Annotated in this window: 24 protein-coding genes and 2 tRNA genes; 11 read left to right on the top strand and 15 right to left on the bottom strand. The window is 70.4% G+C overall.

The window, feature by feature from the left end:
- The first annotated feature begins 35 nt into the window (after positions 1 to 35).
- Positions 36 to 1,343, top strand: coding sequence for an ion channel protein (locus tag ABH923_RS00510; protein ID WP_370053046.1), 1,308 nt, complete (start codon positions 36 to 38; stop codon positions 1,341 to 1,343).
- On the opposite strand, the gene clpX is transcribed toward ABH923_RS00510, so the two are convergent.
- The 6 genes from clpX to ABH923_RS00480 form a co-directional block, all read right to left on the bottom strand.
- Positions 1,300 to 2,574: an ATP-dependent Clp protease ATP-binding subunit ClpX gene (clpX, locus tag ABH923_RS00505; RefSeq protein WP_370053044.1), complete on the bottom strand. Its 1,275-nt coding sequence runs from the start codon at positions 2,572 to 2,574 to the stop codon at positions 1,300 to 1,302. The genes ABH923_RS00510 and clpX overlap by 44 nt on opposite strands.
- 176 nt (positions 2,575 to 2,750) lie before the next feature.
- A complete protein-coding gene (locus ABH923_RS00500) occupies positions 2,751 to 3,410 on the bottom strand; it encodes an ATP-dependent Clp protease proteolytic subunit (RefSeq protein ID WP_370053042.1) in 660 nt (219 codons plus the stop codon).
- Positions 3,411 to 3,438: 28 nt separating this feature from the next.
- A complete protein-coding gene (locus ABH923_RS00495) occupies positions 3,439 to 4,062 on the bottom strand; it encodes an ATP-dependent Clp protease proteolytic subunit (RefSeq protein ID WP_370057249.1) in 624 nt (207 codons plus the stop codon).
- Positions 4,063 to 4,144: 82 nt separating this feature from the next.
- Positions 4,145 to 4,630: a tetratricopeptide repeat protein gene (locus ABH923_RS00490; protein ID WP_370053040.1), complete on the bottom strand. Its 486-nt coding sequence runs from the start codon at positions 4,628 to 4,630 to the stop codon at positions 4,145 to 4,147.
- A gap of 161 nt (positions 4,631 to 4,791) precedes the next feature.
- Positions 4,792 to 6,183, bottom strand: coding sequence for a trigger factor (gene tig, locus ABH923_RS00485; protein ID WP_370053038.1), 1,392 nt, complete (start codon positions 6,181 to 6,183; stop codon positions 4,792 to 4,794).
- A gap of 60 nt (positions 6,184 to 6,243) precedes the next feature.
- Positions 6,244 to 6,318 (bottom strand) — tRNA-Pro (locus tag ABH923_RS00480).
- A 101-nt stretch (positions 6,319 to 6,419) separates the two neighbouring features.
- Between ABH923_RS00480 and ABH923_RS00475 the strand changes: the two genes are divergently transcribed.
- Positions 6,420 to 6,490 (top strand) — tRNA-Gly (locus tag ABH923_RS00475).
- Positions 6,491 to 6,548: 58 nt separating this feature from the next.
- Here ABH923_RS00475 and ABH923_RS00470 read toward each other — a convergent pair.
- From ABH923_RS00470 to ABH923_RS00435, 8 genes are all read right to left on the bottom strand, one after another.
- A complete protein-coding gene (locus ABH923_RS00470) occupies positions 6,549 to 8,285 on the bottom strand; it encodes a DUF6798 domain-containing protein (protein ID WP_370053036.1) in 1,737 nt (578 codons plus the stop codon).
- A gap of 2 nt (positions 8,286 to 8,287) precedes the next feature.
- Positions 8,288 to 9,040 (bottom strand): glycosyltransferase family 2 protein, encoded by a 753-nt coding sequence (locus ABH923_RS00465; protein WP_370053034.1) that lies wholly within the window; start codon positions 9,038 to 9,040, stop codon positions 8,288 to 8,290.
- 167 nt (positions 9,041 to 9,207) lie between these two features.
- Positions 9,208 to 9,876, bottom strand: a complete 669-nt coding sequence (locus tag ABH923_RS00460; RefSeq protein ID WP_370053032.1) for a response regulator — start codon at positions 9,874 to 9,876, stop codon at positions 9,208 to 9,210.
- A gap of 85 nt (positions 9,877 to 9,961) precedes the next feature.
- Entirely contained in the window at positions 9,962 to 11,395 is a 1,434-nt protein-coding gene (locus tag ABH923_RS00455) for a sensor histidine kinase (RefSeq protein WP_370053030.1), read from the bottom strand.
- Positions 11,396 to 11,482: 87 nt separating this feature from the next.
- The gene (locus ABH923_RS00450; protein WP_370053028.1) at positions 11,483 to 12,928 is read right to left on the bottom strand and encodes an amidohydrolase; all 1,446 of its coding nucleotides are present in this window, start codon (positions 12,926 to 12,928) and stop codon (positions 11,483 to 11,485) included.
- Positions 12,925 to 13,563, bottom strand: a complete 639-nt coding sequence (locus tag ABH923_RS00445; protein ID WP_370053026.1) for an FMN-binding negative transcriptional regulator — start codon at positions 13,561 to 13,563, stop codon at positions 12,925 to 12,927. The genes ABH923_RS00450 and ABH923_RS00445 overlap by 4 nt, the downstream gene beginning before the upstream one ends.
- 40 nt (positions 13,564 to 13,603) lie before the next feature.
- Entirely contained in the window at positions 13,604 to 14,578 is a 975-nt protein-coding gene (locus ABH923_RS00440; RefSeq protein WP_370053025.1) for an Fpg/Nei family DNA glycosylase, read from the bottom strand.
- Complete coding sequence (locus ABH923_RS00435; RefSeq protein WP_370053023.1) at positions 14,578 to 15,066, bottom strand: ribose-5-phosphate isomerase; 489 nt, start codon at positions 15,064 to 15,066, stop codon at positions 14,578 to 14,580. The genes ABH923_RS00440 and ABH923_RS00435 overlap by 1 nt, the downstream gene beginning before the upstream one ends.
- Positions 15,067 to 15,170: 104 nt before the next feature.
- Here ABH923_RS00435 and pepN point away from each other — a divergent pair, with 104 nt between their 5' ends.
- The 8 genes from pepN to ABH923_RS00395 all read left to right on the top strand — a co-directional run bounded on the left by pepN (position 15,171) and on the right by ABH923_RS00395 (position 25,039).
- Complete coding sequence (pepN, locus tag ABH923_RS00430) at positions 15,171 to 17,717, top strand: aminopeptidase N (protein ID WP_370053022.1); 2,547 nt, start codon at positions 15,171 to 15,173, stop codon at positions 17,715 to 17,717.
- A 158-nt stretch (positions 17,718 to 17,875) separates the two neighbouring features.
- Complete coding sequence (locus tag ABH923_RS00425) at positions 17,876 to 18,787, top strand: ABC transporter ATP-binding protein (RefSeq protein ID WP_370053020.1); 912 nt, start codon at positions 17,876 to 17,878, stop codon at positions 18,785 to 18,787.
- Positions 18,784 to 19,626, top strand: coding sequence for an ABC transporter permease subunit (locus ABH923_RS00420; RefSeq protein ID WP_370053018.1), 843 nt, complete (start codon positions 18,784 to 18,786; stop codon positions 19,624 to 19,626). The genes ABH923_RS00425 and ABH923_RS00420 overlap by 4 nt, the downstream gene beginning before the upstream one ends.
- Positions 19,623 to 20,984, top strand: a complete 1,362-nt coding sequence (locus ABH923_RS00415; RefSeq protein WP_370053017.1) for a histidine kinase — start codon at positions 19,623 to 19,625, stop codon at positions 20,982 to 20,984. Before ABH923_RS00420 ends, ABH923_RS00415 begins: the two co-directional genes overlap by 4 nt.
- Positions 20,981 to 21,667, top strand: a complete 687-nt coding sequence (locus tag ABH923_RS00410; protein ID WP_370053015.1) for a response regulator — start codon at positions 20,981 to 20,983, stop codon at positions 21,665 to 21,667. Before ABH923_RS00415 ends, ABH923_RS00410 begins: the two co-directional genes overlap by 4 nt.
- 73 nt (positions 21,668 to 21,740) lie before the next feature.
- Positions 21,741 to 22,940, top strand: coding sequence for a mechanosensitive ion channel domain-containing protein (locus ABH923_RS00405; protein ID WP_370053013.1), 1,200 nt, complete (start codon positions 21,741 to 21,743; stop codon positions 22,938 to 22,940).
- A 1-nt stretch (position 22,941) separates the two neighbouring features.
- Positions 22,942 to 23,349, top strand: coding sequence for a globin (locus ABH923_RS00400; RefSeq protein ID WP_370053012.1), 408 nt, complete (start codon positions 22,942 to 22,944; stop codon positions 23,347 to 23,349).
- A 40-nt stretch (positions 23,350 to 23,389) separates the two neighbouring features.
- The gene (locus ABH923_RS00395) at positions 23,390 to 25,039 is read left to right on the top strand and encodes an FAD-binding dehydrogenase (RefSeq protein ID WP_370053010.1); all 1,650 of its coding nucleotides are present in this window, start codon (positions 23,390 to 23,392) and stop codon (positions 25,037 to 25,039) included.
- Here the strand turns inward: ABH923_RS00395 and ABH923_RS00390 are convergent.
- Entirely contained in the window at positions 25,036 to 25,794 is a 759-nt protein-coding gene (locus ABH923_RS00390) for a hypothetical protein (RefSeq protein WP_370053009.1), read from the bottom strand. The genes ABH923_RS00395 and ABH923_RS00390 overlap by 4 nt on opposite strands.
- A gap of 39 nt (positions 25,795 to 25,833) precedes the next feature.
- Here ABH923_RS00390 and ABH923_RS00385 point away from each other — a divergent pair, with 39 nt between their 5' ends.
- Positions 25,834 to 26,718 carry an acyl-CoA thioesterase gene (locus ABH923_RS00385; RefSeq protein WP_370053007.1) on the top strand — a complete coding sequence of 295 codons (885 nt, stop codon included), beginning with the start codon at positions 25,834 to 25,836 and terminating at the stop codon, positions 26,716 to 26,718.
- Positions 26,719 to 26,727: the final 9 nt, after the last annotated feature.

Below are 26,727 nucleotides of genomic sequence, written 5' to 3'. Positions count from 1 at the left end.
CCTCTAGCCTGAGCGCAACGCGAGAAGGGGGCAGCATGACCTCGACGGCACCGGAACCGGAGCTGGCCGCGCCCAGTGTGCGGTCGCTCCTCCTCCTGTCCATCCCCGCGGTCGTCATCGGCGTGGTCAGCGCGCTCACCCTGTGGGTGGTCGACGAGCTGGCCGCCGTCATCGACGACGGCGTCTGGACCTCGCTCCCCCGCACGCTCGGGATCGACCCGTCGTCGGGATGGTGGATCTTCCTGATCCTCACTGTCACAGGCCTCACGGTCGGGCTGACCGTCTGGCTCGTCCCCGGCCATGCCGGGCCCGACTCCGCGACGACCGACCTGGTCTCCACCCCGCTGAAGGTCGGCGCCGTGCCGTCGCTGGCGCTCGCGGCGGTGCTCGGGCTGGCCGGCGGCGTGAGCCTCGGGCCGGAGAACCCGATCATCGCCATCAACGTCAGCCTTCTGGTCACGCTGGTCGGCCGGCTGTGGAAGGCCGTCCCCTCGCGCGTCGTCATGCTGATGGCCGCCGCGGGCACGATCGGGGCACTGTTCGGCACCCCGGTGGCGGCGGCGTTGGTCTTCACCGGCGTCGTCGCCGCGGTGAAGGGCGGCGGCGCGCTGTGGGACAAGCTCTTCCTCCCGCTGGTGTCGGCCGCAGCGGGCTCGCTGACCATGACGCTGCTCGCGCACCCGCACTTCGGTATCCCGATGCCGCCGTACACGCAGATCACCGGATGGGATGTGCTGGCCGCCCTCATCATCGGGGTGCTGTCCACGGCGGTCGGCCTGCTCGGCGCCGTGCTGTTCCCGTGGATCCACCGCGCGTTCCATTCCCTGCGGCACCCGCTGCTGATCACGCTCGCCGGCGGCGTGGTCCTCGGTCTTCTCGGCGCGATCGGCGGCCCCATCACCCTGTTCAAGGGCCTGGAGCAGATGGGCACGCTCGTCGTGAACCGTGCCGACTATCCGACGGGGCAGCTCGTGCTGATCATCGTGGTCAAGCTGGCGGCGCTGCTCGTGGCGGCCAGCGCCGGCTTCCGGGGAGGCCGCGTCTTCCCCGCCGTGTTCATCGGCGCCGCGCTCGGGACCCTCGCCGTCGCGCTGGTGCCGGGGATCCCGCTGCCCGTGGCGGTCGCCGCCGGGGTCTTCGGAATCACGCTCGCGGTCACTCGGGACGGCTGGATCGCCATCTTCATCGGCGTCGCCGTCACTCAGAACCTGCTCGTGCTGCCCATGCTGTCGCTCGCCGTTCTTCCGGCGTGGCTGATGGTGACGAAGGCGCCCGAGTTCCTGATCAAGCCGGCGAAGCTTACGCCGACTTCTCCTCGCGCCGCGGGCGGTGCGGGACGATAGTCGGAGCCGCGTTCTCGAGCACAGCCTCCTTGGTGACCACGACCCGGGCGACCTCGGAGCTGGACGGCACCTCGAACATGATCGGGCCGAGCACCTCCTCCATGATCGCGCGGAGGCCGCGGGCGCCGGTCTTGCGGAGCACCGCGAGGTCGGCGATCGACTCCAGGGCCGCGTGCTCGAACTCGAGCTGCACGCCGTCGAGCTCGAACATGCGCTGATACTGCCGCACGAGCGCGTTCTTCGGCACGGTCAGGATCTGCATGAGCGCGTCCTGGTCGAGCGGCGTCACCGTGGTCACGACCGGCAGGCGGCCGATGAACTCGGGGATGAGGCCGAACTTGTGCAGGTCCTCCGGCAGCACCTCGGAGAAGAGGTTGATGTCGTCGCCCTTGGAGTGCAGCGGGGCGCCGAAGCCGATGCCCTTCTTGCCCGCACGCGAGGAGATGATGTCCTCCAGCCCGGCGAAGGCGCCGGCCACGATGAACAGCACGTTCGTCGTGTCGATCTGGATGAACTCCTGGTGCGGGTGCTTGCGGCCGCCCTGCGGCGGGACGGAGGCGACGGTGCCCTCCAGGATCTTCAGCAGCGCCTGCTGCACGCCCTCGCCCGAGACGTCGCGCGTGATCGACGGGTTCTCGGCCTTGCGGGCGATCTTGTCGACCTCGTCGATGTAGATGATGCCGGTCTCGGCGCGCTTGACGTCGTAGTCGGCGGCCTGGATGAGCTTGAGCAGGATGTTCTCGACGTCCTCGCCCACGTAGCCGGCCTCCGTCAGAGCGGTGGCGTCGGCGACCGCGAACGGCACGTTGAGCCGGCGGGCGAGCGTCTGGGCCAGGTAGGTCTTGCCGCAGCCGGTGGGGCCGATCAGCAGGATGTTCGACTTGGCGATCTCGACGTCGTCCATAGCGTCGGCCGAGGTGAGGGTCTGCTTGGCCCGCACCCGCTTGTAGTGGTTGTAGACGGCGACGGCCAGGGCGCGCTTCGCCTGCTCCTGGCCGATGACGTACTCCTCGAGGAAGCCGAAGATCTCCTTCGGTTTCGGGAGGTCGAACTCACCCGACGCCTCCTCGCCCGCCTCGGCGAGCCGCTCCTCGATGATCTCGTTGCAGAGCTCGACGCACTCGTCGCAGATGTACACGCCAGGACCGGCGATCAGCTGCTGTACCTGCTTCTGGCTCTTGCCACAGAAGGAACACTTGAGCAGATCGGCGCTCTCCCCGATGCGTGCCATCCGTCTCCCCCTCCTTCTTCGGGTGTCTCCGTCGAGCCTAACCCGAGACGGCGACATTGGGGCGCACCGGGGGCGATTCGACACGCGGGGCCCTTATGCCAGGAGCAGACACGCCCGTTCCCCGAAACGCGAAACGCCCCCGTCCTGCGTGGGCGGGGGCGTTCGGCGACGCGGGGTTACTTGACGAGCGCCGGCAGCGTCTTGCGGCTGGTCAGCACCTGGTCGATGAGGCCGTACTCCAGCGCCTCGTCGGCCGACAGGATCTTGTCGCGGTCGATGTCCTTGTTGACCTGCGCGACCGAGCGGTTGGAGTGCTTGGCGAGCGTCTCCTCCAGCCAGGTGCGCATGCGCATGATCTCGTTGGCCTGGATCTCGATGTCGGACGCCTGCCCCTGACCGGCCTCGCCGACGGCGGGCTGGTGGATGAGGATGCGCGCGTTCGGCAGCGCCAGGCGCTTGCCGGGGGTTCCGGCGGCGGTCAGCACGGCCGCGGCGGAGGCCGCCTGGCCGAGCACCACGGTCTGGATCTGCGGGCGGATGTACTGCATCGTGTCGTAGATCGCGGTCATGGCCGTGAACGAGCCGCCGGGCGAGTTGATGTACATGACGATGTCGCGGTCCGGGTCCTGGCTCTCGAGCACGAGGAGCTGGGCCATGATGTCGTCGGCCGAGGCGTCGTCGACCTGCACACCGAGGAAGATGATGCGGTCCTCGAAGAGCTTCGCGTACGGGTCCTGCCGCTTGTAGCCGTAGGCCGTGCGCTCCTCGAACGACGGGAGGATGTAGCGGGCTCCGGGCGCCTGGAGGGCCGACCCGCCGAGCATGGGGGTGTTCATAGTGATGTCCTTGTCCTTCCGGCGGCCGCTACTTGGATTCCTGGTCGGTGCCGCCGCCGCCCGAGACGTCCAGAGCGGACTCCCGGATGTGGTCGACGAAGCCGTAGTCCAGGGCCTCCTGGGCGCTGAACCAGCGGTCGCGGTCGCCGTCGGCGTTGATCTGCTCGGTCGACTTGCCGGTCGCCGCTGCCGTGATCTCGGCCAGGCGCTTCTTCATGTCGAGGATGAGCTGGGCCTGCGTCTGGATGTCGCTGGCCGTGCCGCCGAAGCCGCCGTGCGGCTGGTGCAGCAGCACGCGGGCGTTCGGCGTGATGTACCGCTTGCCCTTGGTGCCGGCCGTCAGCAGCAGCTGACCCATCGAGGCGGCCATGCCGATGCCGACCGTGACGATGTCGTTCGGGACGAACTGCATCGTGTCGTAGATGGCCATGCCCGCGGTGATCGAGCCGCCGGGCGAGTTGATGTAGAGGTAGATGTCGCGCTTGGGGTCTTCTGCGGCAAGGAGCAGCAGCTTCGCGGCGATCTCGTTGGCGTTGTCGTCGCGCACCTCGGAACCGAGCCAGATGATGCGGTCCTTCAGCAGTCTGTCGAAAACATTGGGCTGGATACCCATGTCGGCCATGTTCGCTCCGTTTCCTTTGTCGCTTGTGATCGAATCTATCGGAGCGCGGGACGCTTTACCGCGGTGTTCGCCCTGGGCAGAGCGGGTGTCGCGCCGGGTCGGGCGCGGCGCGTCAGTCGTCGTCGAGCGCGGCGGCGTAGGCCTCCACCGCCCGGCCGTACTGCGGCAGGTGCGGGACGAGTGCGCGCAGCGACTCCCGCAGCGCGTCTGCCGGGAGGCCGTCGTCGAACAAGGCCAGCGCGGCGAAGGCGTGGGCGGCGCCGGCGAGCGGATGCTCCGGCTCCGCCTCCAGGAGGTCGCGCAGCAGCGCGAGGGCCTCGCCGGGCCGGCCGAGGTTGCGGAGCGTGCTCGCGAGCTGGACAATCGCCTGCCCGCGCTCCGGCTCGGTCAGCCCGTTCGCGAGGGCGGCTCGGTAGAGGGGTTCGGCCTCCGCCTCCCGGCCCGCGAAGTCACGTGCGCCGGCCGCCTCGAAGAGCGCGACCGGGTCGCCCTCCGGGCGCTCGACGACCAGCGCGTCGATCGACGCGACCGTGCCCTCCTCCCCCCGCTCGTCGGCCGTCGCCCACACCGCGTCCACCCGCTGCCGCCAGTCGTCCATGTCGCCCCCTCGTCCCGCTGGGCCAACGCTATCGCCCGCCACCTATCTGACAGAACACGCCGTCGGCACACGTCCGTCGACGGCGTGTCCTGCCAGATAGATCGTGGCTGGCGCGACGAAGGCCGGGCACCCGTGGGTGCCCGGCCTTCGTGCGGACGGTGTTACTCGGCCTTCTTCTTGGCGGCGCGCTTCTTCGGCTTCTCCTCGGCGGCCGGGGCCTCGGCAGCGGCGTCGTCGGCCGCGGCGTCCTCGTCCGCAGCGTCCTCGTCCTCGTCCTCGGGGAGGGCGACGAACTCGGTGAGGTCGACCTTCTTGCCGTTGGAGTCGACGACCTCGGTCTTGCCGAGGATGATCGCGAGCGCCTTGTTGCGGGCGACCTCGCCGACCATCGAGGGGATCTGGCCGTTCTCGCTGAGGATCTTGACGAACTCGTTCGGGTCCATGCCGTACTGGGCGGCGCCCTGCACGAGGTACTGGGTGAGCTCGTCCTGGCTGACCTTGACGTCCTCCGCCTGCGCGACCTCGTCGAGGAGGATCTGCGTGCGGAAGGTCTTCTCGCTCGACTCGGTGACCTCGGCGCGGTGCTCGTCGTCCTCGAGACGGTTCTCCTGCTCGAGGTGGCGGTGCACCTCGTCCTCGACCAGCGAGGCGGGGACCGGGATCTCGACCAGCTCGAGCAGCTTGTCGACCAGCTGGTCGCGCGCCGCGGTGCCCTGGCCGAACGACTTGGCGCGCTCGACCTGGCCGCGGAGGCTGGTGCGGAGCTCGCCGATCGTGTCGAACTCGCTGGCGATCTGCGCGAAGTCGTCGTCGGCCTCCGGGAGCTCGCGCTCCTTGACGGCGTTGAGGGTGACGGTGATCTGCGCGTTCTCGCCCTCGTGGTCGCCGCCCATGAGCGGGGCCTCGAAGGTGGTGGTCTCGCCGGCGGTCAGCGTGTCGAGCGCCTCGTCGATGCCCTCGATGAGCTCGCCGGAGCCGATCTCGTAGGAGATGTTCGCGGCGGTGTCGACCTCCTCGCCGCCGATGACGGCGGTCAGGTCGATCTGGGCGAAGTCGCCGGACTTGGCCGGGCGGTCGACCGTCACGAGCGTGCCGAAGCGGCTGCGCAGGCGGTCGAGCTCCTCCTCGACATCGTCGACGGACACCTCGGCGGCGTCGACGGTGAGGGTGATGTCGCCGAAGTCGGGAAGGGTGACCTCCGGGCGGGTGTCGACCTCGATGGTGAGCAGAAGGTCACCCGAGAAGTCGCTCTCGCTGGGCCACTCGGTGATGTCGGCCTGCGGCCGGCCGAGCGGACGCACGTCGTTCTCCTCGACCGCCTGGCGGTAGAAGGTGTCGAGGCCTTCGTTGACCGCGTGCTCGAGCACGGCGGCCTTGCCGACCCGCTGGTCGATGATGGGCGGCGGCACCTTGCCCTTGCGGAAACCGGGGATGCTCACCTGCTCCGCGATGTGCTCGTAGGCGTGCTTGATGGACGGCTGCAGTTCCTCCGGCGTCACCGAGATGATGAGCTTGGTGCGCGTGGGGCTGAGCTTCTCGACCGTGGTCTTCACGATGTCTGGGTTCTCCTGAGTGTTCGAACGATGGTCTACTCGCAAGGAACGAGGTCCTCGTCGGGGCGACAGGATTCGAACCTGCGACCTCCCGCTCCCAAAGCGGGCGCTCTAGCCAAGCTGAGCTACGCCCCGGCTTCAAAGCGGTGCGAAAGACCGTGCGCAAGTCTACTGCACGCGGGCAACCCCCCGCGTGTACTACGATGGTCGTCGGCCATCCGCAGAGGACGGCCTTCGGGGATGTAGCTCAATGGTAGAGCCTCAGTCTTCCAAACTGATTACGCGGGTTCGATTCCCGTCATCCCCTCCGACACAGCAGAACGCCCCCACCCGATACCGGGTGGGGGCGTTCTCCGCATCCGCCGTCAGGCGTCCGGGCTCTTCATCAGCACAGCCGTGATGTCCCCCACCGGCTTCACGACCTTCTTCCAGCCGAGGTCCTGGAGTTCGGTGATCTGGTCGGGCGAGGTGCCGTCGAGGACGATGTAGTGGGACTTGTACTTGGCGGCGAGGTCGACGAGCTGGGGGCCGTCGAGGGCGCCGAACTGGGCCGGGTGGGCGCCGACGCACTGCTCGACGCCGCCGAGGTCGGTCAGGCGTTCCTTCCACTGCTTCCAGGCCGTGCCGCCGTAGGGGACGTCCTTGCAGTCGGCCACCACGCCGCGCTCGGTCGCCAGCTTGACCCACGAGCTCATGGGAGGGGCGACGAGTTGTTCGCCGACTGGGACGATCCGCTCGGCCGAACGGCCCCACTGCCGGATATACGCGTCCGGGGTGAAGGTGATGGTCAGTGGCCGCGCGATCAACTGGCCGCTGACCGCGGTCATCAGCACGAACAGCATTCCGAGGCTGAGGGCCCCGACCCCCGTGATGAACTCGCCGGAGTACCTGCTGCCCAGATACCTGGCTCCGAGCACGACGAAGCCGGCGCAGACGAGGATGCCGATGAGGAACGCCGGGTTCTTGGCGTAGACCTGATACCAGTTCGGGTCGACGAGGAAGAGGCCGAGACTGACGACCCACACCCCGACGATCACCGCGTAGCGCCGGCTCCACTCCGGCTTGAGCAGCGGGTAGAGGATGCCCCAGACCCCGAACGGGAGGACGAGCGCAGCGAGGCGGTAGACGTTGGTGGCCTGCGCCAGCTCGCCGACGACCGGGATCTGGAAGAAGTCGGACAGCATCCCGAGCAGCAGCCCGAGGCCCGGCAGGGCGACTCCGGCCAGCCAGAAGATCCGCTCCCGCCGCGCCACGAAGAAGACTGTGAGCGCCGACAGGGCGATCAGGCCGATCCCCCCGAAGATCTTGGTGACCGCCCAGGTGTGCGCGGCGCAGTGGTAGGGGATGACGGTGTTGCAGACCTCGACGAAGTCGGAGAGGTTCGCGGCGACGGGACGGAGGAGGAGTCCGAAGATCACGAAGACCGCAGTGGCTCCCGCAGCGATGAGCAGGATCCAGTCCACCCGGCGCTCGCGGAACAGCTCGATCGCCAGCACGACCAGCAGGATGATCAGCACGACGCTGCCCTCCTGCACGTGGACGATGGCGACCACCGGGCCGAGGATCGCTGTGAGCACCCGGCGGGAGGTGATGAGCGCGGCCGCGAACAGGTACACCAGGAAGCCGCCGGTCACGGCCGGAAGCGCCATCGAGATCATCGGCGAACCGGTGCCGACGATCGACCACGGCGTCTGCGATGCGACGAGCGTGAAGGCGATTCCCGCGACCCAGCGCGTCCGCGGCGTCCAGTGCTTGGCGAGGATGGCCGTCGCGAAGCCGAAGGCGATCAGTCCGCCGCACCAGAACAGGAAGTAGGCGATCGAGATGCGCCCGACCAGCGCACCCAGGTAGGTGACGATGTCGAAGAACCAGTGCGGCTGCGGCGAGGCCGCCATGAACCAGTCGCCCACGAACGCGTTCGGGTTGGCCCATTGGATGCCCTGCGGCGACAGCACCTGGTGGTCGCCGACACCCGCGATGTAGCCGAGCAGCGGGGAGCCCCAGTTGACGAGCACGCCCAGGAGGAGGGCGAGCACGAGCGCCATCAGCCAGGTGGAGGACGCGGCCCGTCGAACGAACTCCATCGGCTTGCTTTCGGTCACACTCACACTGCTTCCTGCTGGACGCGCTGAAGGATCTGCCTGCGCTGACGGCGAAGCCGGAACAGTCCGGCCCCCATCTCCCAGACATCCCCCAGACGGACGGTCGACTTCTTCGGCGCATGGTCCGCCGAGAGGGTCACGGGCACTTCGACGACATCGATGCCGAGCAGCTCGGCGATGTAGATCAATTGGGTGGTGAAGAGGAAACCCGGCTCCGAGACGGACGGTGCGACAGAACGCAGCCATCCGCCGTCAGCGATGATGGTCCCCTGCGAGTCACCGACCTCCGAGTCCAGGATCGCTGACCGGAGCTGCTTGTAGACGTGCGTCAGCAGGCGGCGGTGCACGGCGCGCGAGATCTCGGACCTGGGGTGCGCCTTGGAGCCGATGACGACGGACGGGACCGGGTCCAGCTTGGACTCCTCCTCCAGGTCGCCGAAGTCGAACGGCAGGTCGTCCGCGGTCAGGAGGACCCGGTGCCCGTGGCTGGCGGCGATGCCCGCCCGCAGGGCGTTGCCCATGCCGCGTTCGCTCTGCAGGAGGACGAATTTGACGTGCGGGGTGTCCCGCGCCAGCTCCTGGGCGAGCTCCCAGGTGACGTCGGTCGAGCCGTTCTCGACCAGGATCACCTCGGTGTGCCCCTCCGTCAGGTGGGCGGTCCAGCGCTCGATGGTGCGGGCGAGCACGAAGGCGCTGTTGTGAATGGGTACGACGACCGAGAGCCGCGGCGCATGATGCGAGAAGGAAGGGGGCATTCGGTGGAGATCCAGATCGTGGACAGGGCCGGTCGGAGGGCCACTGAGCCCCGCGTCGAAAACGGGGGCCGAGAAAGAATACTAGAGCCTTCCGGGCGATCGTGTGTCAACGGCCCACGCGCGCCGCGCCGCCGCGTGGGTGAAAAGACGACCGTTCGGTCGGTCGGTCAAGCGGGAAGACCCGCCTGCAGGAAGGCCAGCACCGCCAGAACACGGCGGTGGTCGTCCCCCGAGTCCTCCAGTCCCAGCTTCTGGAAGATCGAGGTCACGTTCTTCTCCACGGCCCCCACACCGATGACCAGGCGCGCCGCGATCGCGGCGTTCGTGCGCCCCTCGGCCATCAGCGTCAGGACGTCGCGCTCGCGCGGGGTGAGCGCAGCGAGCGGGTCGGTGCGGCGCACCAGCAGCTCGCGGACGACCTCCGGGTCGAGGACCGTGCCGCCCGCGGCGATACGTGTCACGGCGTCGCGCAGCTCGTCGAGGGAGGCGATGCGGTCCTTCAGCAGGTAGCCGGTGCCGCCGCGTCCGCTGGCCAGCAGCTCCTGCGCGTAGGCGCCCTCCACGTACTGGCTGAGCAGGAGGACGCCGACCGACGGGAAGGTCGCGCGCAGCTCCAACGCGGCGCGGACGCCCTCGTCGCGGAACGTCGGCGGCATCCGGACGTCCAGCACCGCCACATCGGGCGCCGACGACGGGAGGGCCGCGAGCAGGGAGTCGGCGTCGCCGAATGCGCCGACGGTCTCGAAGCCGGCCTCGTCGAAGAGGCGCACCAGGCCCTCGCGCAGGAGGACGGAGTCGTCCGCGACGACGAGGCGGAGGGGGCCGGGAGCACGCACCCCTCCACCCTAGGGCCCGACGATTCGTGCCGAATGTCACGAATGCGGCGCCGAATCCGGACATTCGTGCCGAATGCGGCGGGGATTACATCAACGGGAGGCGGGCGCCGATCACCGATGGGCCGCCCTGGGGGCTGTCGATCACGAGCTCGCCGCGGAGGCCGTGCACCCGCTCGGCCAGCCCGCTCAGCCCGTGCCCCGGCACGATCGCCGCGCCGCCGTGGCCGTTGTCGGTCAGCCAGACCGACAGCCACGGCCGGCCGGACGTGTCGAGGGTCCGTTCCAGCACCAGCCGGCCGGCGGTCGCACCGGAGTGCTTGGCGAGGTTCGCGGACAGCTCCGCCAGCACATAGTAGGCGTTGCGCTCCACTTCGGGACTGAACCGCTCCCCCGGCTCCAGCGCCGACTCGACCGTCACCGGGACAGTGCTGCGGGCGGCGAGCGAGTCGACCGCCGCGCCGAGGCCGCGGTCCTGCAGGATCGGCGGGGCGAAGCCGCGGGACAGCGCGCGCAGCTCCTCCAGCGTGTCTCCGGCCTGCTTGCGCGCCTCGCGGAGCAACGACGCAGCGGCCTCCGGGTCGTCGGCCAGCTTGCGCTCAGCGGCCGCGATGTCCATCTGCAGCCGGATGAGCCGCTGCTGCGGGCCGTCGTGGAGGTCGCGCTCCAGCCGGCGCAGCGACTGGTCCTCGGCGGCGACGGCGGCGCCGCGCTGGGCGGACAGGTCCGCGACTTCGCGCTGCAGGGCCTCAGACGGCCAGGCGCCGAGCAGGCCGCGTGCCACGGCCTGGTGAAGGAGGGTGAGTCCGTGGGTGACAAACGGGAGCGTCGCGGCGAAGAGGATCCCGGCGATCAGGTACAGGATGCGGTCCCCGGCGACCGGGTCGAACGTCGAGTGGATGCCGAACACCGCGTCCACCACCACCCGGGACAGGAAGAACTCGCGGTTCCCGTGTGGGATGAAGCCGAGCCAGAGCCAGCCGGTCAGGCCACCCAGCGCGACGGACGTCCACGCGATCGTGATGCTCCAGCTGATGACGCTGACGATCGGGTTGATGATCATCCCGTGCAGCAGGTACAGCCAGTAGTGGCCGTCCGCCCACGGCCCGAAGAGGATGCGCCAGAACGTGCGCGGCTTGTCGGCGGGCTCCCACACCGGGCGCGGGATGGCCGGTCTCCCGGCCCAGTCCAGGCGCGTGAGCTCGACGAGCCCGAACGCGCGCGCCGTGTAGAAGGTGGCCACGACGATGAAGAAGCCGACGTAGATGACGATGGTGCCGAGTCCGGTCCAGAACAGCGACGCCAGCACCGAGAGTCCGATGATCGCGATGGGCATGGTGAGCAGCAGGAAGCCGAGCTCGCGCGGGACCCCGCGCCACAGCGACCCATAGCCGGTGCGACCGGCGCCATCGGCGGCGGTCGGCGCGGCGGAGGAGGCGGTCACGGCATCCAGACTGGCAGACGCGGCGGCCGCGGCGGGGATGTCGCCCGCGGGCAGTGGGACGGTGCTCTGTTCGTTCATGCCTCCAGCCTCGCGAAACAGCGGGAGCGGCCCCATCCCGCAACCCTCCCGAACCGTTCGGGGGTTATCCCCCTGACGGAGGCCTCCTCACAGGGTGGAGTGGGTGAGGCGTCCCGCGAGGAGGGTGGCCGCGACGCGCATCCCGCGCAGCTCGTCCGGAGACGCAGTGAGCGGGTCGCGCTCCAGGATGGCGAGGTCGGCGGGCTCGCCGACGGCCACGCGCGTCCGGGTGGACGCTGCCAGCGCAGCGGTCGCCGGGATGCGCTGCTCGGGATGCCACGGCTCGCGGCCGTCGCGAGAGCGCCCCACGGCCGACGCGATCGCGGCCCAGGGGTCGAGCGGCGCGACCGGGGCGTCCGATCCGAACGCCAGCCGGGCGCCGGAGGCGAGCAGCGCCGCGAGCGGGAAGGCGTCGGCGGTGCGGCCGGCCCAGAGCCGGTCGGCCACGTCGCGGTCGTCCATCGCGTGCTCGGGCTGCACGCTGGCGGTGACCCCGAGCGCGGCGAACCGCGGGATGTCGGCCGGGTCGATGAGCTGCGCGTGCTCGATGCGGCCTCCTGAGCCCAGCGCCTGGAAGGCGTCGAGCGCGAGCCGGTTCGCCTCGTCGCCGATCGCGTGCACCGCGGGCTCGATGCCGCCCGCGACCGCGAACCGGAGGTCGGCCAGAAGCTCGGCGGGAGCCAGGTTGGCGACGCCGTGGCCGCCGTCCGGGTACGGATGCAGGCACAGCGCGGTGCGGGTGTTCAGCGAGCCGTCGGAGATGACTTTGAACGGGCCCATCGTGAGGAGGCCGCCCGTGCCCTCCAGCGCAGCGCCGGTGCGCAAGCCGAGGTCCGCCGCGTCCGCGATCCGGTCGCGGTAGACGCCGAACTCGACGCGGAGGGAGCGCGCGCCGGCGGCGATGCGGCGGGTCCAGACCTCCAGGTTCCAGCCGTACTCCAGGTCGACGATCCCGACCACGCCGCGTTCGGCGGCGGCCCGAGCGGCCTCCGCCGCCCACCGGTCGAGCGTCGCCGCATCGGAGGGAGTGAGCCGACTGGTGAGGGCGAAGCTCTCGTCCTCGCGCAGCAGTGCACCCTCGGCGCCCGGCGCGAAACGCTCGAAGGCGGCGGTGTTCAGCCACGAGCAGTGCAGGTCGCCCGCGATCAGCACCACCGGCCTCTCGCCCACTGCGGCGTCCAGGAGCTCGCGGGTCGGGAGGTCGGGCCAGAGGGCGTCGTGGAAGCCGAAGCCGACGAGCACGTCCGCACCCGGATCCGACTGCGCGCGTGCTCGCACGAGCGACGCCGCCTCCGCCGCCGATGTCGCCCGCGACACATCCAGACGGCGCGCGGTCTGCGCCCACTGGGTGAAGTGGACGTGCTGGTCCCACAGCCCCGGGATGAGCCAGCGGCCGTCGAGGTGGAGGCGGTCCACGCCGCGCTCACCGGGGACCCCGGCAGGGGTGATCCTCGCGATCGAGCCGTCGCGGACCGTCACATCCACCGGCTCACCCGCCCCGGGCAGCCGGGCGTCAGCCAGGACGAACGTCATCGCGCCGCGCGGCGGCGTTCGTGCACCAGCGTCATCTCGCGCAGCAGCGCCGGGCTCGCGTACGGCGAGCTGCCGCCGAGCTCGGTCATGATCGAGTCCACGATGTGGTCGGGACGGTTCTGGCTCATCTTCTGCTTGGCCACGATCTTCGCCGGCGTCAGCCGCACGCCGACCGTTCCGGAGGAGATGCGCTCGGCGTAGCGCTCATCCTCCAGCGTCCCGCGCATCTGCCGCGGTTCCGGCAGCTCGCGTTCGAAGTGGTCGACCAGCTTCTCCAGCACCTGGAGGTTCTCCTCGGCGCTCAGCAGCTCGGGCACGCCCGAGAGGTGGACGGCCACGAAGTTCCAGGTGGGCACCGCGGGGTCGGCGTCGTACCAGGACGACGAGATGTAGCCGTGCGGGCCTTGGAAGATCACCAGCAGCTCGTGCTCGCCCAGCTCGTGGAGCTGCTCGTCGGGCCGGCCGACGTGGCTGACGACGCTGAGCTCCTCGCGGGTGTCGTCGAGGATGACCGGGTAGTGCGAGGCGACAAGCCCAGTGGAGGTGTTGCTGACGAACGTCCCCCACGGGTTTTCGCGGATGATCCGCTCGATCTCGGACCGCTCGGTGAGGGTGAAGCTGGGGTTCTGACGCACGGAGCGCTCCTTACTTCTGATCCGCTTACTTCTGATCCGCTTATTTCTGATCCTTGGGGCACCAGTACAGCTTGCGGCCGCCCAGCTCCTCCAGGACGATGTGCGTTCCGCAGACCCGGCACGGCAGGCCTTCGCGCTTGTAGACCCAGTGCCGGTCCTCGCGCTTGGCCATCGCCTTGCGGTACGACTCCTCGTCCAGGTCGTGCATGGTCATCATCTGGCCGGTCTCGACGCCGATCTTCAGCAGGTGCACCCAGTCGCGCCACAGCTCCCGCACGGTGTCCTCCGGGACGAGCTTGCCCGGCGTGTGCGGGTTCTGCCGCGCCCGGAAGAGCAGTTCGGCGCGGTAGACGTTGCCGATACCGCTGACGACGCTCTGGTCCATCAGCAACAGGGCGATGGCGGTCGGCTTCTTCCGGACCTTCACGACGAAGGCCTCCTCGGCCTCCGGGCCGTCGTCCACCTGCGGGTCGGGACCGAGCTTCGCGATCACGGCGTCCACCTCGGCGGGGTCGAGCACCTCGCAGGCGGTCGGACCGCGGAGGTCGGCCACGGCGGTGTCGGTGAGCAGCCGCACCCGGACCTGGCCGATCGGCTCCGGCGGGAAGACGTCGATGTCGGCCTCCACCTTCTCGGACTCAGACATGCGCAGCCGGGTGCGACGGGGCGCGCCGATGGAGTGCAGCGAGTTCTCGCCCGCCTCGTCCAGGACGGTGCCCGTCTGATTCGTTTGGCCCATCCGTCCGTTGGCGCTCGCGATCGTCGGGTCGATGCTGATGTCGCCCGCGAAGTCCCAGGCGCCGTAGATGCCGAGGTGGATGCGCAGCCAGAGCTCGTTGTCGAACTCCAGGAACATCTGCTTGCCGACCGCCTTGGCGGCGATCATGGTGTGCCCGTCGATGCGCATCGCATCCTCGGCGAAACGACCCTGCGGGGACGACACCGCGACGCGGTGACCGACGAAGTTGACCGCGAACTGCTTCGCGATCCGGTGGACGGAGTGGCCCTCGGGCATCAGCGGTCCACGTTCTTGCCCGCGATGTCGCCGGTCGCCTCGTACTCCGCGAGCTGCGCGATGCGGCGCACGTGGCGCTCCTCCAGCGAGAACGGCGTGGCGATGAATACGTCGATGAAGCGGGTGGCCTCCTCGACGGTGTGCTGACGCGCGCCGATCGAGATGACGTTGGCGTCGTTGTGCTGGCGGGCCAGCTCGGCCGTGCTCTCGTTCCAGACCAGGGCGGCGCGCACGCCGATCACCTTGTTGGCCGCGATCTGCTCGCCGTTGCCCGAGCCGCCGAACACCACACCGAGCGCCTCCACGCCGGCCTGCTGGTCGCGGACGACACCCTTGGCAGCATTGATGCAGAACGCCGGGTAGTCGTCGATCGGGTCGTACTCGGCCGGACCGTGGTCGACGACCTCGTGGCCGGCCTCCGAGAGGTGCGCCTGGAGGTGCTGGCTGAACTCGAGACCGGCGTGATCGGTGGCGATGTGGATGCGCATGCGAACAGTCTAGGGAAGGCCGCCGACGCTCTCCGGCGCACGTCACTAAGGTGGATCCGGTGGACACGATCCACACCCATCCCGCCTTTTCCAAGGAGTCAGCGTTGCCCGGAGAAAACCTCACCCGCATCGAAGCCCAGGAGCGCGCGTCGCTCGTCCGCACCAGCAGCTACGACGTCGTACTCGATCTGACCACCGGCCCGGAGACCTTCCGCAGCACGACGACCGTGCGCTTCTCCGCGACGCTGGGGGCCTCGACGTTCATCGACGCGATCACGCGCACCGTCCACTCGGTCGTGCTGAACGGCGTCGAGCTCGACCCTGCTGCGGTCTCGGACGGCGTGCGCATCCAGCTCGACGGCCTGGAGGCGGAGAACACCCTCGTGGTCGACGCCGACGCGATCTACACCAACACCGGTGAGGGCCTGCACCGCTTCGTCGACCCGGTCGACGGCGAGGTGTACCTCTACTCCCAGTTCGAGGTGCCGGACTCCCGCCGCATGTTCGCGGTGTTCGAGCAGCCCGACCTGAAGGCCGAGTTCACGTTCACCGTGACCGCCCCCGCGCACTGGTCGGTCGTGAGCAACTCCCCCACTCCGGAGCCTGTCGAGGCCGCCGAGGGCATCAGGACCTGGTCCTTCGCCGCCACGCCGGTCATCTCCTCGTACATCACCGCGCTCATCGCCGGCCCGTACGAGTCGGTGCACAGCGTGCTGACCAGCCGCGACGGCCGCACCATCCCGCTCGGCGTGTACGCCCGCAAGAGCCTCGCCGGCTTCCTGGACGCCGACTACATCTTCGAGAAGACCCGCGAAGGCTTCGCGTTCTACGAGGAGAAGTTCGACTACGCCTACCCGTTCGAGAAGTACGACCAGCTCTTCGTCCCCGAGTTCAACGCGGGCGCGATGGAGAACGCCGGTGCGGTGACCTTCACCGAGACCTACGTGTTCCGCTCCAAGGTGACCGACGCGATCAAGGAGCGCCGGGTCGTCACGATCCTGCACGAGCTGGCGCACATGTGGTTCGGCGACCTGGTCACCATGAAGTGGTGGAACGACCTCTGGCTGAACGAGTCGTTCGCCGAGTACGCCTCCACGCTCGCCACCGCCGAGGCCACCGAGTGGACCGAGGCCTGGACCACCTTCGCCGCGATGGAGAAGAGCTGGGCGTACCGCCAGGACCAGCTGCCCTCCACGCATCCGATCGTCGCGACGATCAACGACCTGGAGGACGTGCAGGTCAACTTCGACGGCATCACGTACGCCAAGGGGGCGTCGGTGCTCAAGCAGCTCGTCGCGTGGGTGGGCCAGGACGACTTCCTCGCCGGCGTCGCGCAGTACTTCAAGAAGCACCAGCACGGCAACACCGAGCTGACCGACCTCCTGGTCGAGCTGGAGGCCACCAGCGGGCGCGACCTGACCGAATGGTCGAAGCTGTGGCTGGAGACCGCCGGCGTCAACACGCTCCGCCCCGAGCTGACGGTGGACGCCGACGGCACGATCACCGCGTTCGCGGTGCTGCAGACCGCCGCCGTCGACTACCCGACCATCCGCCCGCACCGCCTCGCGGTCGGCTTCTACGACCTGGTGGAGGGCCGCCTGGTCCGCACCTCGCGCGTCGAGCTGGACGTCGACGGCGAGCGGACCGAGGTCGCCGAGCTGATCGGCCAGAAGCGTCCCGCGCTCATCCTCCTCAACGACGACGACCTCGCCTACGCGAAGATCCGCCTCGACGAGGACTCGCACCGCGTCGCGCTCGAGCACCTGTCCTCGATCGAGAGCCCGCTCGCCCGCTCGCTGGTCTGGGGTGCCGTCTGGGACGCCACCCGCGACGCCGAGACCCCGGCGAGCGACTACGTGCGCCTCGTGCTCGGCAACATCGCGTCGGAGACCGAGTCCACCACGCTGCGCACCACCCTCACGCAGCTCGTGCTCGCGGCCGGCAGCTACGTCGCGCCCGAGCGCCAGCAGCAGACCGCAGAGGAGGCCGCGGGCGCCCTCTGGGAGCTCGCGCAGCAGGCGGAGGCCGGCAGCGACGCCCAGTTCCAGTTCGTCAAGTTCTTCGCGGCGCTGGCCTCCACCCCGGAGCAGCTCGCGAACGTCGCCGCCCTGCGCGACGGAACGGTGACCCTCCCGGGTCTGACGGTGGACACCGACCTGGCCTGGGAGCTGCTCATCGCGCTCGTCGCCGGCGGGAACGCGGGCGACGCGGAGGTCGACGCCGCCCTCGCGGAGGACAACACCGCCAACGGCGCGCAGTTCGCCGCCCAGGCGCGTGCGTCCATCCCGACGCTCGCGGGCAAGCAGGCCGCGTGGGACTCGGTGTTCGGCTCGGACGCACTCCCGAACACGATCGTCCGCTTCACCGGCCTGGGCTTCCAGCGCGCGGCCGACAAGGCCGTTCTGAAGGAGTTCGTCGCGCCGTACTTCGCCGCACTGCAGGACGTCTGGGCGTCGCGCACGTACAAGATCGCGGAGTACCTCGTCGCGGGCATGTACCCGGCGCCGCTCGCGAACGCCGAGCTGCGCGACGCGACGCGCGCGTGGCTCGACGCGAACGAGGAGCCGGCGGCACTGCGCCGGCTCGTGGTCGAGAACCTGGCGGGCGTCGAGCGGGCGCTCGCGGCGCAGGAGCGGGACGCGCAGGCGTAACGATCGGCTGATCCGCAGGAGGCCCCGGCTCGAGTGAGCCGGGGCCTCCTTTCATCCCGTCGCCCTATCCCTTTCATGCCACCGCGCTATCCGCCCGACACGCAGGTGGTACTCAGGTTCGATGACGGCGCCCCCTCCGCAGCCCTACTCTCGGAGCCATGATCCAACTCGAACACCTCACCAAGAGGTTCGGCAGCAAGACCGCTGTCGACGACATCTCGGCGACCATCCAGCCGGGCAAGGTCACCGGCTTCCTCGGGCCGAACGGCGCGGGCAAGTCGACCACCATGCGCATGATCATGGGGCTCGACCGGCCGACGCACGGCACCGCGACCATCAACGGCAAGCGGTACGCCGAGCTGCCGTCGCCGCTCGGTGAGGTCGGCGCGCTGCTGGACGCCAAGGCCGTCCACACCGGCCGCACCGCCTACAACCACCTGCTGGCGATGGCCGCCACCCACGGCATCTCCAAGCGCCGCGTGCACGAGGTCATCGGCCTCACCGGCCTGGAGTCGGTCGCGGGCAAGCGCGTCGGCGGGTTCTCGCTCGGCATGGGCCAGCGGCTCGGGATCGCCGCCGCCATGCTCGGCGACCCGGCGACGCTCATCCTGGACGAGCCGGTCAACGGGCTGGACCCGGAGGGTGTGCTCTGGGTGCGCCAGTTCGCCCGCCACCTCGCCGGCCAGGGCCGTACGGTCTTCCTCTCCTCGCACCTGATGAGCGAGATGGCGCAGACCGCCGACCACATCATCGTGCTCGGCCGCGGCCGCGTCCTCGCCGACGCCCCGGTCGACCAGATCCTCGCCGGCGCCACGCGCAGCGCGGTCCGGGTCCGCACACCCGAGGTCGAGCGGCTCGCCAACGCCATCCAGGGCGGCGACGTCACGATCACCGGCGTGGAGTCGCAGCTCATCGAGGTCACCGGGCTCAGCGCCGCGCAGATCGGCGACGCCGCGGCGTCCGCCGGCATCGCCCTCCACGAACTCACCCCGCTCAGCGCCTCCCTCGAGGAGGCCTACCTCGAACTCACGCAGGACGAGGTCGAATACCACTCGGAGGTCGCCTCATGAGCACCGCAACCGCACCCGCCATCGGGTACGCCCACGCCGAGGTCGGCCGCCTGAGCTTCGTGCGCGTGCTGCGCTCGGAATGGATCAAGCTCCGCTCGCTGCGCTCGACGTTCTGGACGCTCGTGGCCGTGCTCGTGCTCATCGTCGGGCTCGCCGCGCTGCTCGCCACCGTCGTGCCCAACGCCTCCACGCTGGGAGCACGCGCACCCGAGACGGCGCTCACGAACTTCACGACGCGGGCGGCGACCGCCGGCCTGACGTTCGCGCCGCTCGTCGTCGCGGTGCTCGGCGTCCTCGCCATCAGCGGTGAGTTCTCGACCGGCATGATCCGCTCGTCCTTCGCCGCCGTGCCGCACCGGTTCCCGGTGCTCGGCGCGAAGGCGATCATGCTCTTCCTCGTCTCGTTCGTCGTCGGTCTGGTGAGCTTCGCGGCCTCCTGGTCGATCGCGGTCCCGCTGCTGACGGCCAAGGGCTACAAGGGCGAGCTGTTCTCGGACACCACGATGTGGTCGATCCTCGGCGCTGCGACCTACCTCGGGCTCGTCGCCGTCTTCGCGCTCGGCGTCGGCACCATCCTCAAAGCCAGCGCGGGCGGCATCGCGACGGTGCTCGGTGTCCTGTTCCTGCTGCCGATCATCTCGGAGCTCCTGCAGGCGCTCCTGCCCAAGCAGACCTGGATCGCCGACTGGTCGCACTACCTGCTCAGCGCGTCCGGAGCCGGGATGGCCGGGCTGGCGAACGGCACGCAGGAGCCGTGGCAGAACATCCTCACTGTCGTGATCTGGACCGCCGTCGCCTTCGTCGGCGGAGCAGTCCTGCTGCAGCGACGGGACGCGTGACCTCCACGACCACCCCAGCCGACGCCGCCCCGGCCGACCTCGAACTCCCGAGGCCGCCCGGGGCGGTGCGGCGCTACTTCGGCGCGCACCCGCTGCTGGTCGACGCGATCGTCGCCGGCGTCTACCTGGTGCCCTCGCTCGCCGAGGGCATCGTCCACATGGTGCGGACCCCGAGCCTGGGCTCCGCGATCCAGCTCCTGCTCGTGGTCGTCGCGGGCGCTGCGCTGTTCGCACGGCGGCTCCACCCGCGGGTGGTGTTCGGGATCGCGATCGTCGTCCTCGTCGTCAGCGTGTTCCTCGGCCGCAACCTCGACTTCGTGCCTGCGGTGTTCGCGCTCTACGCCCTCGCGGTCTACCGCACGGTGCGCTCGGCGTGGATCGGCTACGGCATCACGGCCGTCGTGACCGTCGCCTCCCTGGCCATCGCGACCATCGTGTCCGAGGTGCCGGACTTCGCCCCGCTGTCCACGGAAGCCGTGCCGTCCGGCTTCGCCGCGCTCGCGTTCTGCATCGTGGCGGTGCTGATCGGCAGCAACGTCGGCAACCGGCGGCGGTACCTGACCGCGCTCATCGACCGCGCCCGCCAGCTCGCCAGGGAGCGCGACCAGCAGGCGGAGATCGCCACCGCGGCCGAGCGGAGCCGCGTAGCGCGGGAGATGCACGACATCGTCTCGCACAGCCTGACGGTGATGATCGCCCTCGCCGACGGCTCCGCCGGCCTCGTCGGCACGGCGCCGGAGCGCTCCGCCGAGACGATGCGGCTGGTCGCCGAGACCGGCCGCGGCGCCCTCGGCGATATGCGCCGCCTGCTCGGGGTGCTCCGCGCAACCGACGAGGAGGCCGCGGCGCACGCCCCGCAGCCCGGGCTCGCCGACCTGCGCGAGCTGGTCGAACGATTCCGGGCGGCCGGCCTCCCGGTGCGGATCACCGTCTCCGGCACGCCGACGACCGACGTCGGGCAGCAGCTCACCGTCTTCCGGGTCGTTCAGGAGGCGCTCACCAACACGCTTCGCCACGCCGCCCTCGCGACCACGGTCTCCGTGACGATCGAGTTCGGCGAGCGGGTGACCCGCATCACCGTGGAGGACGACGCCACGGTGCACACCGGGTCGGTGCAGGGCTCCGGGAGCGGACTCCTCGGACTGCGCGAGCGCGTCGCGCTCTACGGTGGGACGCTGGAGGCCGGACCGCGTCGCGGCGGCGGCTGGCGGCTCGTCGCGGAGTTCACGACCGTGCCGTCCTCCGCCGAGGCTGCCTCCACCGAACCCGCCTCCCCCGCCGAACCGACCCCCTCCGCCGAACCGACCCCTTCCGCCGAACCGACCCCTTCCACCGACCCGACCAGGAGACCCGAATGACCGACCCCGGCCACCCGCAGCCCCTCCGCGTCCTGCTCGTCGACGACCAGGCGCTCGTCCGGCTGGGCTTCCGGATGGTGCTGGAGACCGAGGCCGACCTCCACGTGGTCGGCGAGGCGGCCGACGGCGTCGAAGCGGTCAGGCTCGCCGTCGAGACGAGGCCCGACGTCATCCTGATGGACGTCCGGATGCCGAACCTCGACGGCATCGAGGCGACCAGGCGCATCGTCGCGGCGAACCCGGACGCGCGCATCATCATCCTCACCACTTTCGACCTCGACGAGTACGCCTTCGGCGGCCTGCGCGCCGGCGCGAGCGGCTTCCTGCTCAAGGACGCACGCCCGGCCGAGCTCACCGCGGCCATCCGCGCCGTCGCCGCGGGCGACGCCGCGGTCACCGGCCGCGTCACCCGCTCCATGCTGGAGCTGTTCGCCGACCGGCTGCCCGCGAGCGGCGCCGGCGCGACAACGGCCGCCGACCCGACCGCGGTGCTCACGCCGCGCGAGCGCGAGATCCTCCTCGCGATGGCCGACGGCCTGACGAACGGCGAGATCGGCGCGAAGTTCTACCTCACCGAGTCGACGGTCAAGACGCACGTCGGCCGCGTCCTCGCCAAGCTGCAGCTGCGCGACCGGGTGCAGGCGGTCATCTTCGCCTACGAGAACGGTCTCGTGGAGAGCTGAGCAGCGCGGCGCGGTCCAGAAGACCTGCGCGGCCCAGTCGACGCCAAGGGAGCTCTCGATAGGATTCCCTGCGATGAGCATTCTGAAAGCGAACTTCTGGACCTCCCTCGGCGACTGGGCCGTCAACACCGGATGGACTCTGCTCAACGTCGTCTGCATCATCGCCGGCGCCGTCCTGGTGAGCTGGCTGCTGCGCGTGATCATCCGCCGTGTGGTGAAGCAGATCGTCAGCGGTGTCAAGAAGGGGCAGAGCGTCACCGACACGCAGGCCCTCGTGGCCTCGCCGCTCGCCGCGGTGCGGGTGGTGCAGCGCACCCGGACGCTGGGCTCCGTGCTGAGCAACATCGTCAACGTGACCATCGGGATCATCGCCATCGTGCTGATCTTCGGGGTCGTCGCGCCCGGCGCGGCCAGCTCGCTCGCCCTCCTCACCGCCGCGATCGGCGCCGGCCTCGGTTTCGGCGCCCAGAACATCGTCAAGGACGTCCTCAACGGCCTGTTCATGGTCATGGAGGACCAGCTCGGCGTCGGCGACGTGGTGGACCTGGGCCCCGCGACCGGCGTCGTGGAAGGTGTGGGCATCCGGATCACCCAGGTGCGCGACGTCAACGGCGTGCTCTGGTTCGTCCGCAACGGCGAGATCCTGCGTGTCGGCAACATGTCGCAGGGCTGGTCGCGCGTGATCGTGGACCTCGCTGTGCCCTACGACGCCGACATCGAGACGGTGCAGGCGAAGATGATGGAGGCCGCGACCGCGCTCGCGACGAGCCCCAAGTGGCGCTCGCGCATCCTCGACAAGCCCGAGCTGTGGGGGCTGGAGTCGATCTCCGCCGAGGCGATCGTGATCCGGATCGTGCTGAAGACCCGCACGACGGCCAAGGACGACGTCTCGCGCGAGCTCCGCCTCCGACTCAAGCAGGCCACCGACGAGCTCGGCGTCACGCTGCCCTCGCTCTCCGCTGTGGTGCTGTCCGGCTTCGACGGCGCGGGCAGCGTGGGTGGCGCCAAGCCGCCGCGCACCCGGCCGACGCCGGTCGTGCCTGACCGGCCGCTCACCGGACGCAAGGCGCGGGCTGCGGCGAAGCGCACCGCGACCCGCGCGCCGGATCCAGGAGCCATCCGCATCCGCCCGGCGATCGAGACGAAGCACGACGCGACGCCGGCGAAGCCGGCCGGCACGGCCAAGCCGGCCCCCAAGCCGCGCACTCCGAAGCCCCCGGCGGCCGACCAGCCTCCCGCGCACGGCGCGCCTCCCGCGAAAGAAGCAGACTGACATGAGCACCATCCCGGTCGGGCCTCCCGTCGGCCCGTCCTTCTTCGAGCAGCTCGGCGGCCACGCCACGTTCGTGCGCCTCGTGGACGCCTTCTACCGCGGCGTCGCCGGCGACCCGGTGCTCCGGCCGATGTACCCGGAGGAGGACCTCGGACCAGCCAAGGAGCGGCTCACCCTCTTCCTGGAGCAGTACTGGGGCGGACCGACCACCTACAGCGAGCAGCGCGGCCACCCGCGGCTGCGGATGCGGCACAACCCGTTCCGGGTCAACCCGGACGCGCGCGACCGCTGGCTGGCGCACATGCGCGTGGCGGTGGACGAGCTCGCGCTTCCGCCGCTGCTGGACGAGACGCTGTGGAGTTACCTGGAGCGCGCCGCGTTCGCTATGGTCAACACATTCGAGGAGTAGCCCGCTCCTCCCCCTCACGCCGTGCCGAAGGAGACACGCCATGACGCCAGAACCCGACTGCCTCGTCGTGGGAGCCGGACTCGCCGGGCTGGTCGCCGCGTGCGAGCTGCTCGACGCCGGGAAGACCGTCACGATCCTCGACCAGGAGCCGGCGGCCTCCCTCGGCGGGCAGGCGTTCTGGTCGTTCGGCGGGCTCTTCCTCATCGACTCCCCCGAGCAGCGCGGGATGGGCGTCTCCGACTCGCTCGCCCTCGCCCGGCAGGACTGGTTCGGCAGCGCCGGCTTCGACCGCGAGGAGGACCACTGGCCGAAGCGCTGGGCCGAGGCGTACCTCCAGTTCGCCGCGGGCGAGAAGCGCGCCTGGCTGCACGAGAAGGGCGTCCGGTTCTTCCCGGTCGTCGGCTGGGCCGAGCGCGGCGACGGCACCGCGGGAGGCCACGGCAACTCCGTGCCGCGCTTCCACATCACCTGGGGCACGGGTCCCGGCGTCATCGCGCCGTTCGTCCGGCAGGTGCAGGCCGCCGCGGCGATGGGGAAGGCGCGGCTACTCCACCGCCATCGCGTGGACGAGCTGATCGTCGAGGACGGCAGGGTGGCCGGCGTCCGCGGCGAGATCCTCAAGCCCGACTCCGCCGCACGCGGTGCAGCCAGCAACCGGGAGCGGATCGCGGACTTCGAGCTGCGCGCGCCCGCGGTCTTCGTCGCCAGCGGCGGGATCGGCGGCAACCACGACCTGGTCCGCGCGGCCTGGCCGGAGCGGCTCGGCACTCCCCCGGACTTCATGCTCTCCGGGGTGCCCGCGCACGTCGACGGCCGGATGCTCGGCATCGCAGAGGCGGCGGGCGCGCACCTGATCAACGGCGACCGGATGTGGCACTACACCGAGGGCATCCAGAACTGGGATCCGATCTGGCAGCGGCACGGCATCCGCATCCTGCCCGGGCCGTCGTCGCTCTGGCTGGACGCGCGCGGCGAGCGGCTGCCCGCGCCGCTGTTCCCGGGGTTCGACACGCTCGGGACGCTGGAGCACCTCCGCACGACGGGCTCGGACTACTCCTGGTTCATCCTCACCCAGAAGATCATCGAGAAGGAGTTCGCCCTCTCCGGCAGCGAGCAGAACCCGGACCTGACGGGCAAGGACTACGGGCTGCTCGCCAAGCGCGTCGGCCCGGGAGCGCCGGGGCCGGTGGAGGCGTTCAAAGAGAAGGGCGCCGACTTCGTCGTGGCGGACACTCTGGACGAGCTGCTCGCCGGGATGCAGCGGCTGTCGGAGGTCCCGCTCGACACCGAGCTGGTCACCCGGCACGTGCGGGAGCGCGATCGGCAGCTCGACAACCCGTTCGGCAAGGACCTCCAGCTCGCGGCGGTCCGCGGCGCACGGGCCTACCGCGGCGACAGGCTCATCCGGGTCGCGTCGCCGCACAAGCTCACCGATCCGAAGGCCGGGCCGATGATCGCGGTGAAGCTGCACATCCTCACCCGCAAGAGCCTCGGCGGCATCGAGACGGACCTCGACGGCCGCGTGCTCGACGCCGACGGCGCGGTGGTGCCCGGGCTGTACGCGGCGGGCGAGGCGAGCGGCTTCGGCGGCGGAGGCGTGCACGGGTACCGGGCGCTGGAGGGGACGTTCCTCGGCGGCTGCCTGTTCTCGGGGCGGCAGGCCGGGCGCGCGGTGGCGCGGGCGGTCTAGCCGCGCAGGCTCCATGACTGGCGGCGAATGAGCGTGTGCCCGCGTCGCGTTGTCAGACGCGTCCAGGGTCCGGTCTCCAGGATCGAGACCGGCTCGCCCGCGGCCAGGAACCCGAGGCTCTCCGCCGCGAACGCCGCACCCGCCGGGACGTACTCCAACTGGTCGATGGGACGGCCCCACACCTCGGCCCGCACGCGCTGGACGAGCTGCTCGCCCGTCCCCGTCGGCACGGCCTCCGCGACCTCCGCGATGCCGGAGGCCGCGGTCGCCTGCAGGAGCTCGTAGCTCGTCTCGCCGACCGGACGCCAGCCGCCGCGCGGCGGGGAGATGCCCGCCCAGGTGACGGACGGCGCCTCCATCGGCAGCCGGACCTCCAGTGGCGCGCTCTCGACGGCGCCGTCGACCGCTCCGGACTCGTCGCCGTCGCGGCCCTCCTCCTCGACCGCTCCGGTCTCGGAGGCGGCCGCCGCGCTCTCCGCGGCCTCGCGCACGCGCGCGAGCCGGTCGAGCAGCGAGCGGATCGGCACGACGACGTCGAACTCGACGTCGTGCCCGGTCAGGAAGGTGCGCAGCCCGAGCACGGTGGGCGTCTGGTCGAGCAGCCCCCTCGGATAGAGGATGGCGGTGTACACGGCGAGCACGCCCGATCCTGCGATCAGGCGCACCGACCCTTCCTCGACGCGGGCGGCGCGCGACAGGTATGTCTGCAGGTCGGCGGCGGCGAGGGTGTCCTGGAGGGAAAACGACTGGCTCATCTGACCTCTAAGCTACTAGAGACCCCGGACGGAGACACTGTGACAGAGCCCCTGGAATCGCTGCTCACCGCACTCGACCTCACCGACACCGGTGCCCGCACCAGCGAGGACATCTTCACAGGGCCGTCCCAGTGGATGCCGCTGGGCCGCGTGTTCGGCGGCCAGGTGCTCGCGCAGTCCATCGTCGCGGCGACCCGGACGGTGTCGGACGACCGCAGCATCCACTCGATGCACGGCTACTTCCTGCGGCCAGGAGATGTGAACTACCCGATCACCTTCTCGGTCGACCGCATCCACGACGGGCGGTCGTTCTCCACCCGCCGCACCCAGGCGTACCAGAACGGGCTGCCGATCCTGTCGATGATCGCGTCCTTCCAGGACGAGGACGAGGGCCTCGAGCACCAGGTCGCGATGCCGCAGGACCTGCCCGACCCGGAGTCGCTGCCGAACTCGGCGGCGACGCTGGAGGAGGTCGAGCACCCGGTCGCGCAGTACTGGGCGAGCCAGCGTCCCTTCGACATGCGGCACGTGCCCTCGCCCATCTACCTGTCGGTGGAGGGCGCGCACGTCGCCCACCAGGCGGTCTGGTTCCGCTCGATCGGCGACCTCCCCGACGACCCGGCACTGCACCGTGCGGCGCTCGCGTACGCCAGCGACTACACGATCATGGAGTCGGTCATGCGCCGGCACGGCGTCGCCTGGGCGACCCCCGGCCTGAAGGCGGCGAGCCTGGACCACGCGATGTGGTGGCACCGCCCGGCCCTGGTGGACGAGTGGCTGCTGTACACGCAGGAGTCCCCCAGCGCGAGCGGGGGCCGCGGGCTCGCGCTCGGCCGGATCTTCAGCCGCGACGGGCGCCTCGTGGCGAGTGTGGCGCAGGAGGCGACCATCCGGGTCCCGGACGCGGCGAAGCTGCGCGACTGACCCTCGTGC

The sequence above is a fragment of the Leifsonia sp. EB41 genome (genome assembly GCF_041262565.1).
Taxonomy (GTDB): domain Bacteria; phylum Actinomycetota; class Actinomycetes; order Actinomycetales; family Microbacteriaceae; genus Leifsonia.
Note: the sequence above shows the minus strand (reverse complement) of the source record. Positions and strands in the feature narration are given on the sequence as shown.

Bases quoted from the DNA above. Each gene is read 5' to 3' on its own strand.
- ABH923_RS00510 (WP_370053046.1), top strand. From the start codon at position 36: ATGACCTCGACGGCACCGGAACCGGAGCTGGCCGCGCCCAGTGTGCGG.
- clpX (WP_370053044.1), bottom strand. From the start codon at position 2,574: ATGGCACGCATCGGGGAGAGCGCCGATCTGCTCAAGTGTTCCTTCTGT.
- ABH923_RS00500 (WP_370053042.1), bottom strand. From the start codon at position 3,410: ATGAACACCCCCATGCTCGGCGGGTCGGCCCTCCAGGCGCCCGGAGCC.
- ABH923_RS00490 (WP_370053040.1), bottom strand. From the start codon at position 4,630: ATGGACGACTGGCGGCAGCGGGTGGACGCGGTGTGGGCGACGGCCGAC.
- ABH923_RS00465 (WP_370053034.1), bottom strand. From the start codon at position 9,040: ATGCCCCCTTCCTTCTCGCATCATGCGCCGCGGCTCTCGGTCGTCGTA.
- ABH923_RS00455 (WP_370053030.1), bottom strand. From the start codon at position 11,395: ATGAACGAACAGAGCACCGTCCCACTGCCCGCGGGCGACATCCCCGCC.
- ABH923_RS00450 (WP_370053028.1), bottom strand. From the start codon at position 12,928: ATGACGTTCGTCCTGGCTGACGCCCGGCTGCCCGGGGCGGGTGAGCCG.
- ABH923_RS00440 (WP_370053025.1), bottom strand. From the start codon at position 14,578: ATGCCCGAGGGCCACTCCGTCCACCGGATCGCGAAGCAGTTCGCGGTC.
- ABH923_RS00435 (WP_370053023.1), bottom strand. From the start codon at position 15,066: ATGCGCATCCACATCGCCACCGATCACGCCGGTCTCGAGTTCAGCCAG.
- ABH923_RS00425 (WP_370053020.1), top strand. From the start codon at position 17,876: ATGATCCAACTCGAACACCTCACCAAGAGGTTCGGCAGCAAGACCGCT.
- ABH923_RS00420 (WP_370053018.1), top strand. From the start codon at position 18,784: ATGAGCACCGCAACCGCACCCGCCATCGGGTACGCCCACGCCGAGGTC.
- ABH923_RS00410 (WP_370053015.1), top strand. From the start codon at position 20,981: ATGACCGACCCCGGCCACCCGCAGCCCCTCCGCGTCCTGCTCGTCGAC.
- ABH923_RS00405 (WP_370053013.1), top strand. From the start codon at position 21,741: ATGAGCATTCTGAAAGCGAACTTCTGGACCTCCCTCGGCGACTGGGCC.
- ABH923_RS00400 (WP_370053012.1), top strand. From the start codon at position 22,942: ATGAGCACCATCCCGGTCGGGCCTCCCGTCGGCCCGTCCTTCTTCGAG.
- ABH923_RS00395 (WP_370053010.1), top strand. From the start codon at position 23,390: ATGACGCCAGAACCCGACTGCCTCGTCGTGGGAGCCGGACTCGCCGGG.
- ABH923_RS00390 (WP_370053009.1), bottom strand. From the start codon at position 25,794: ATGAGCCAGTCGTTTTCCCTCCAGGACACCCTCGCCGCCGCCGACCTG.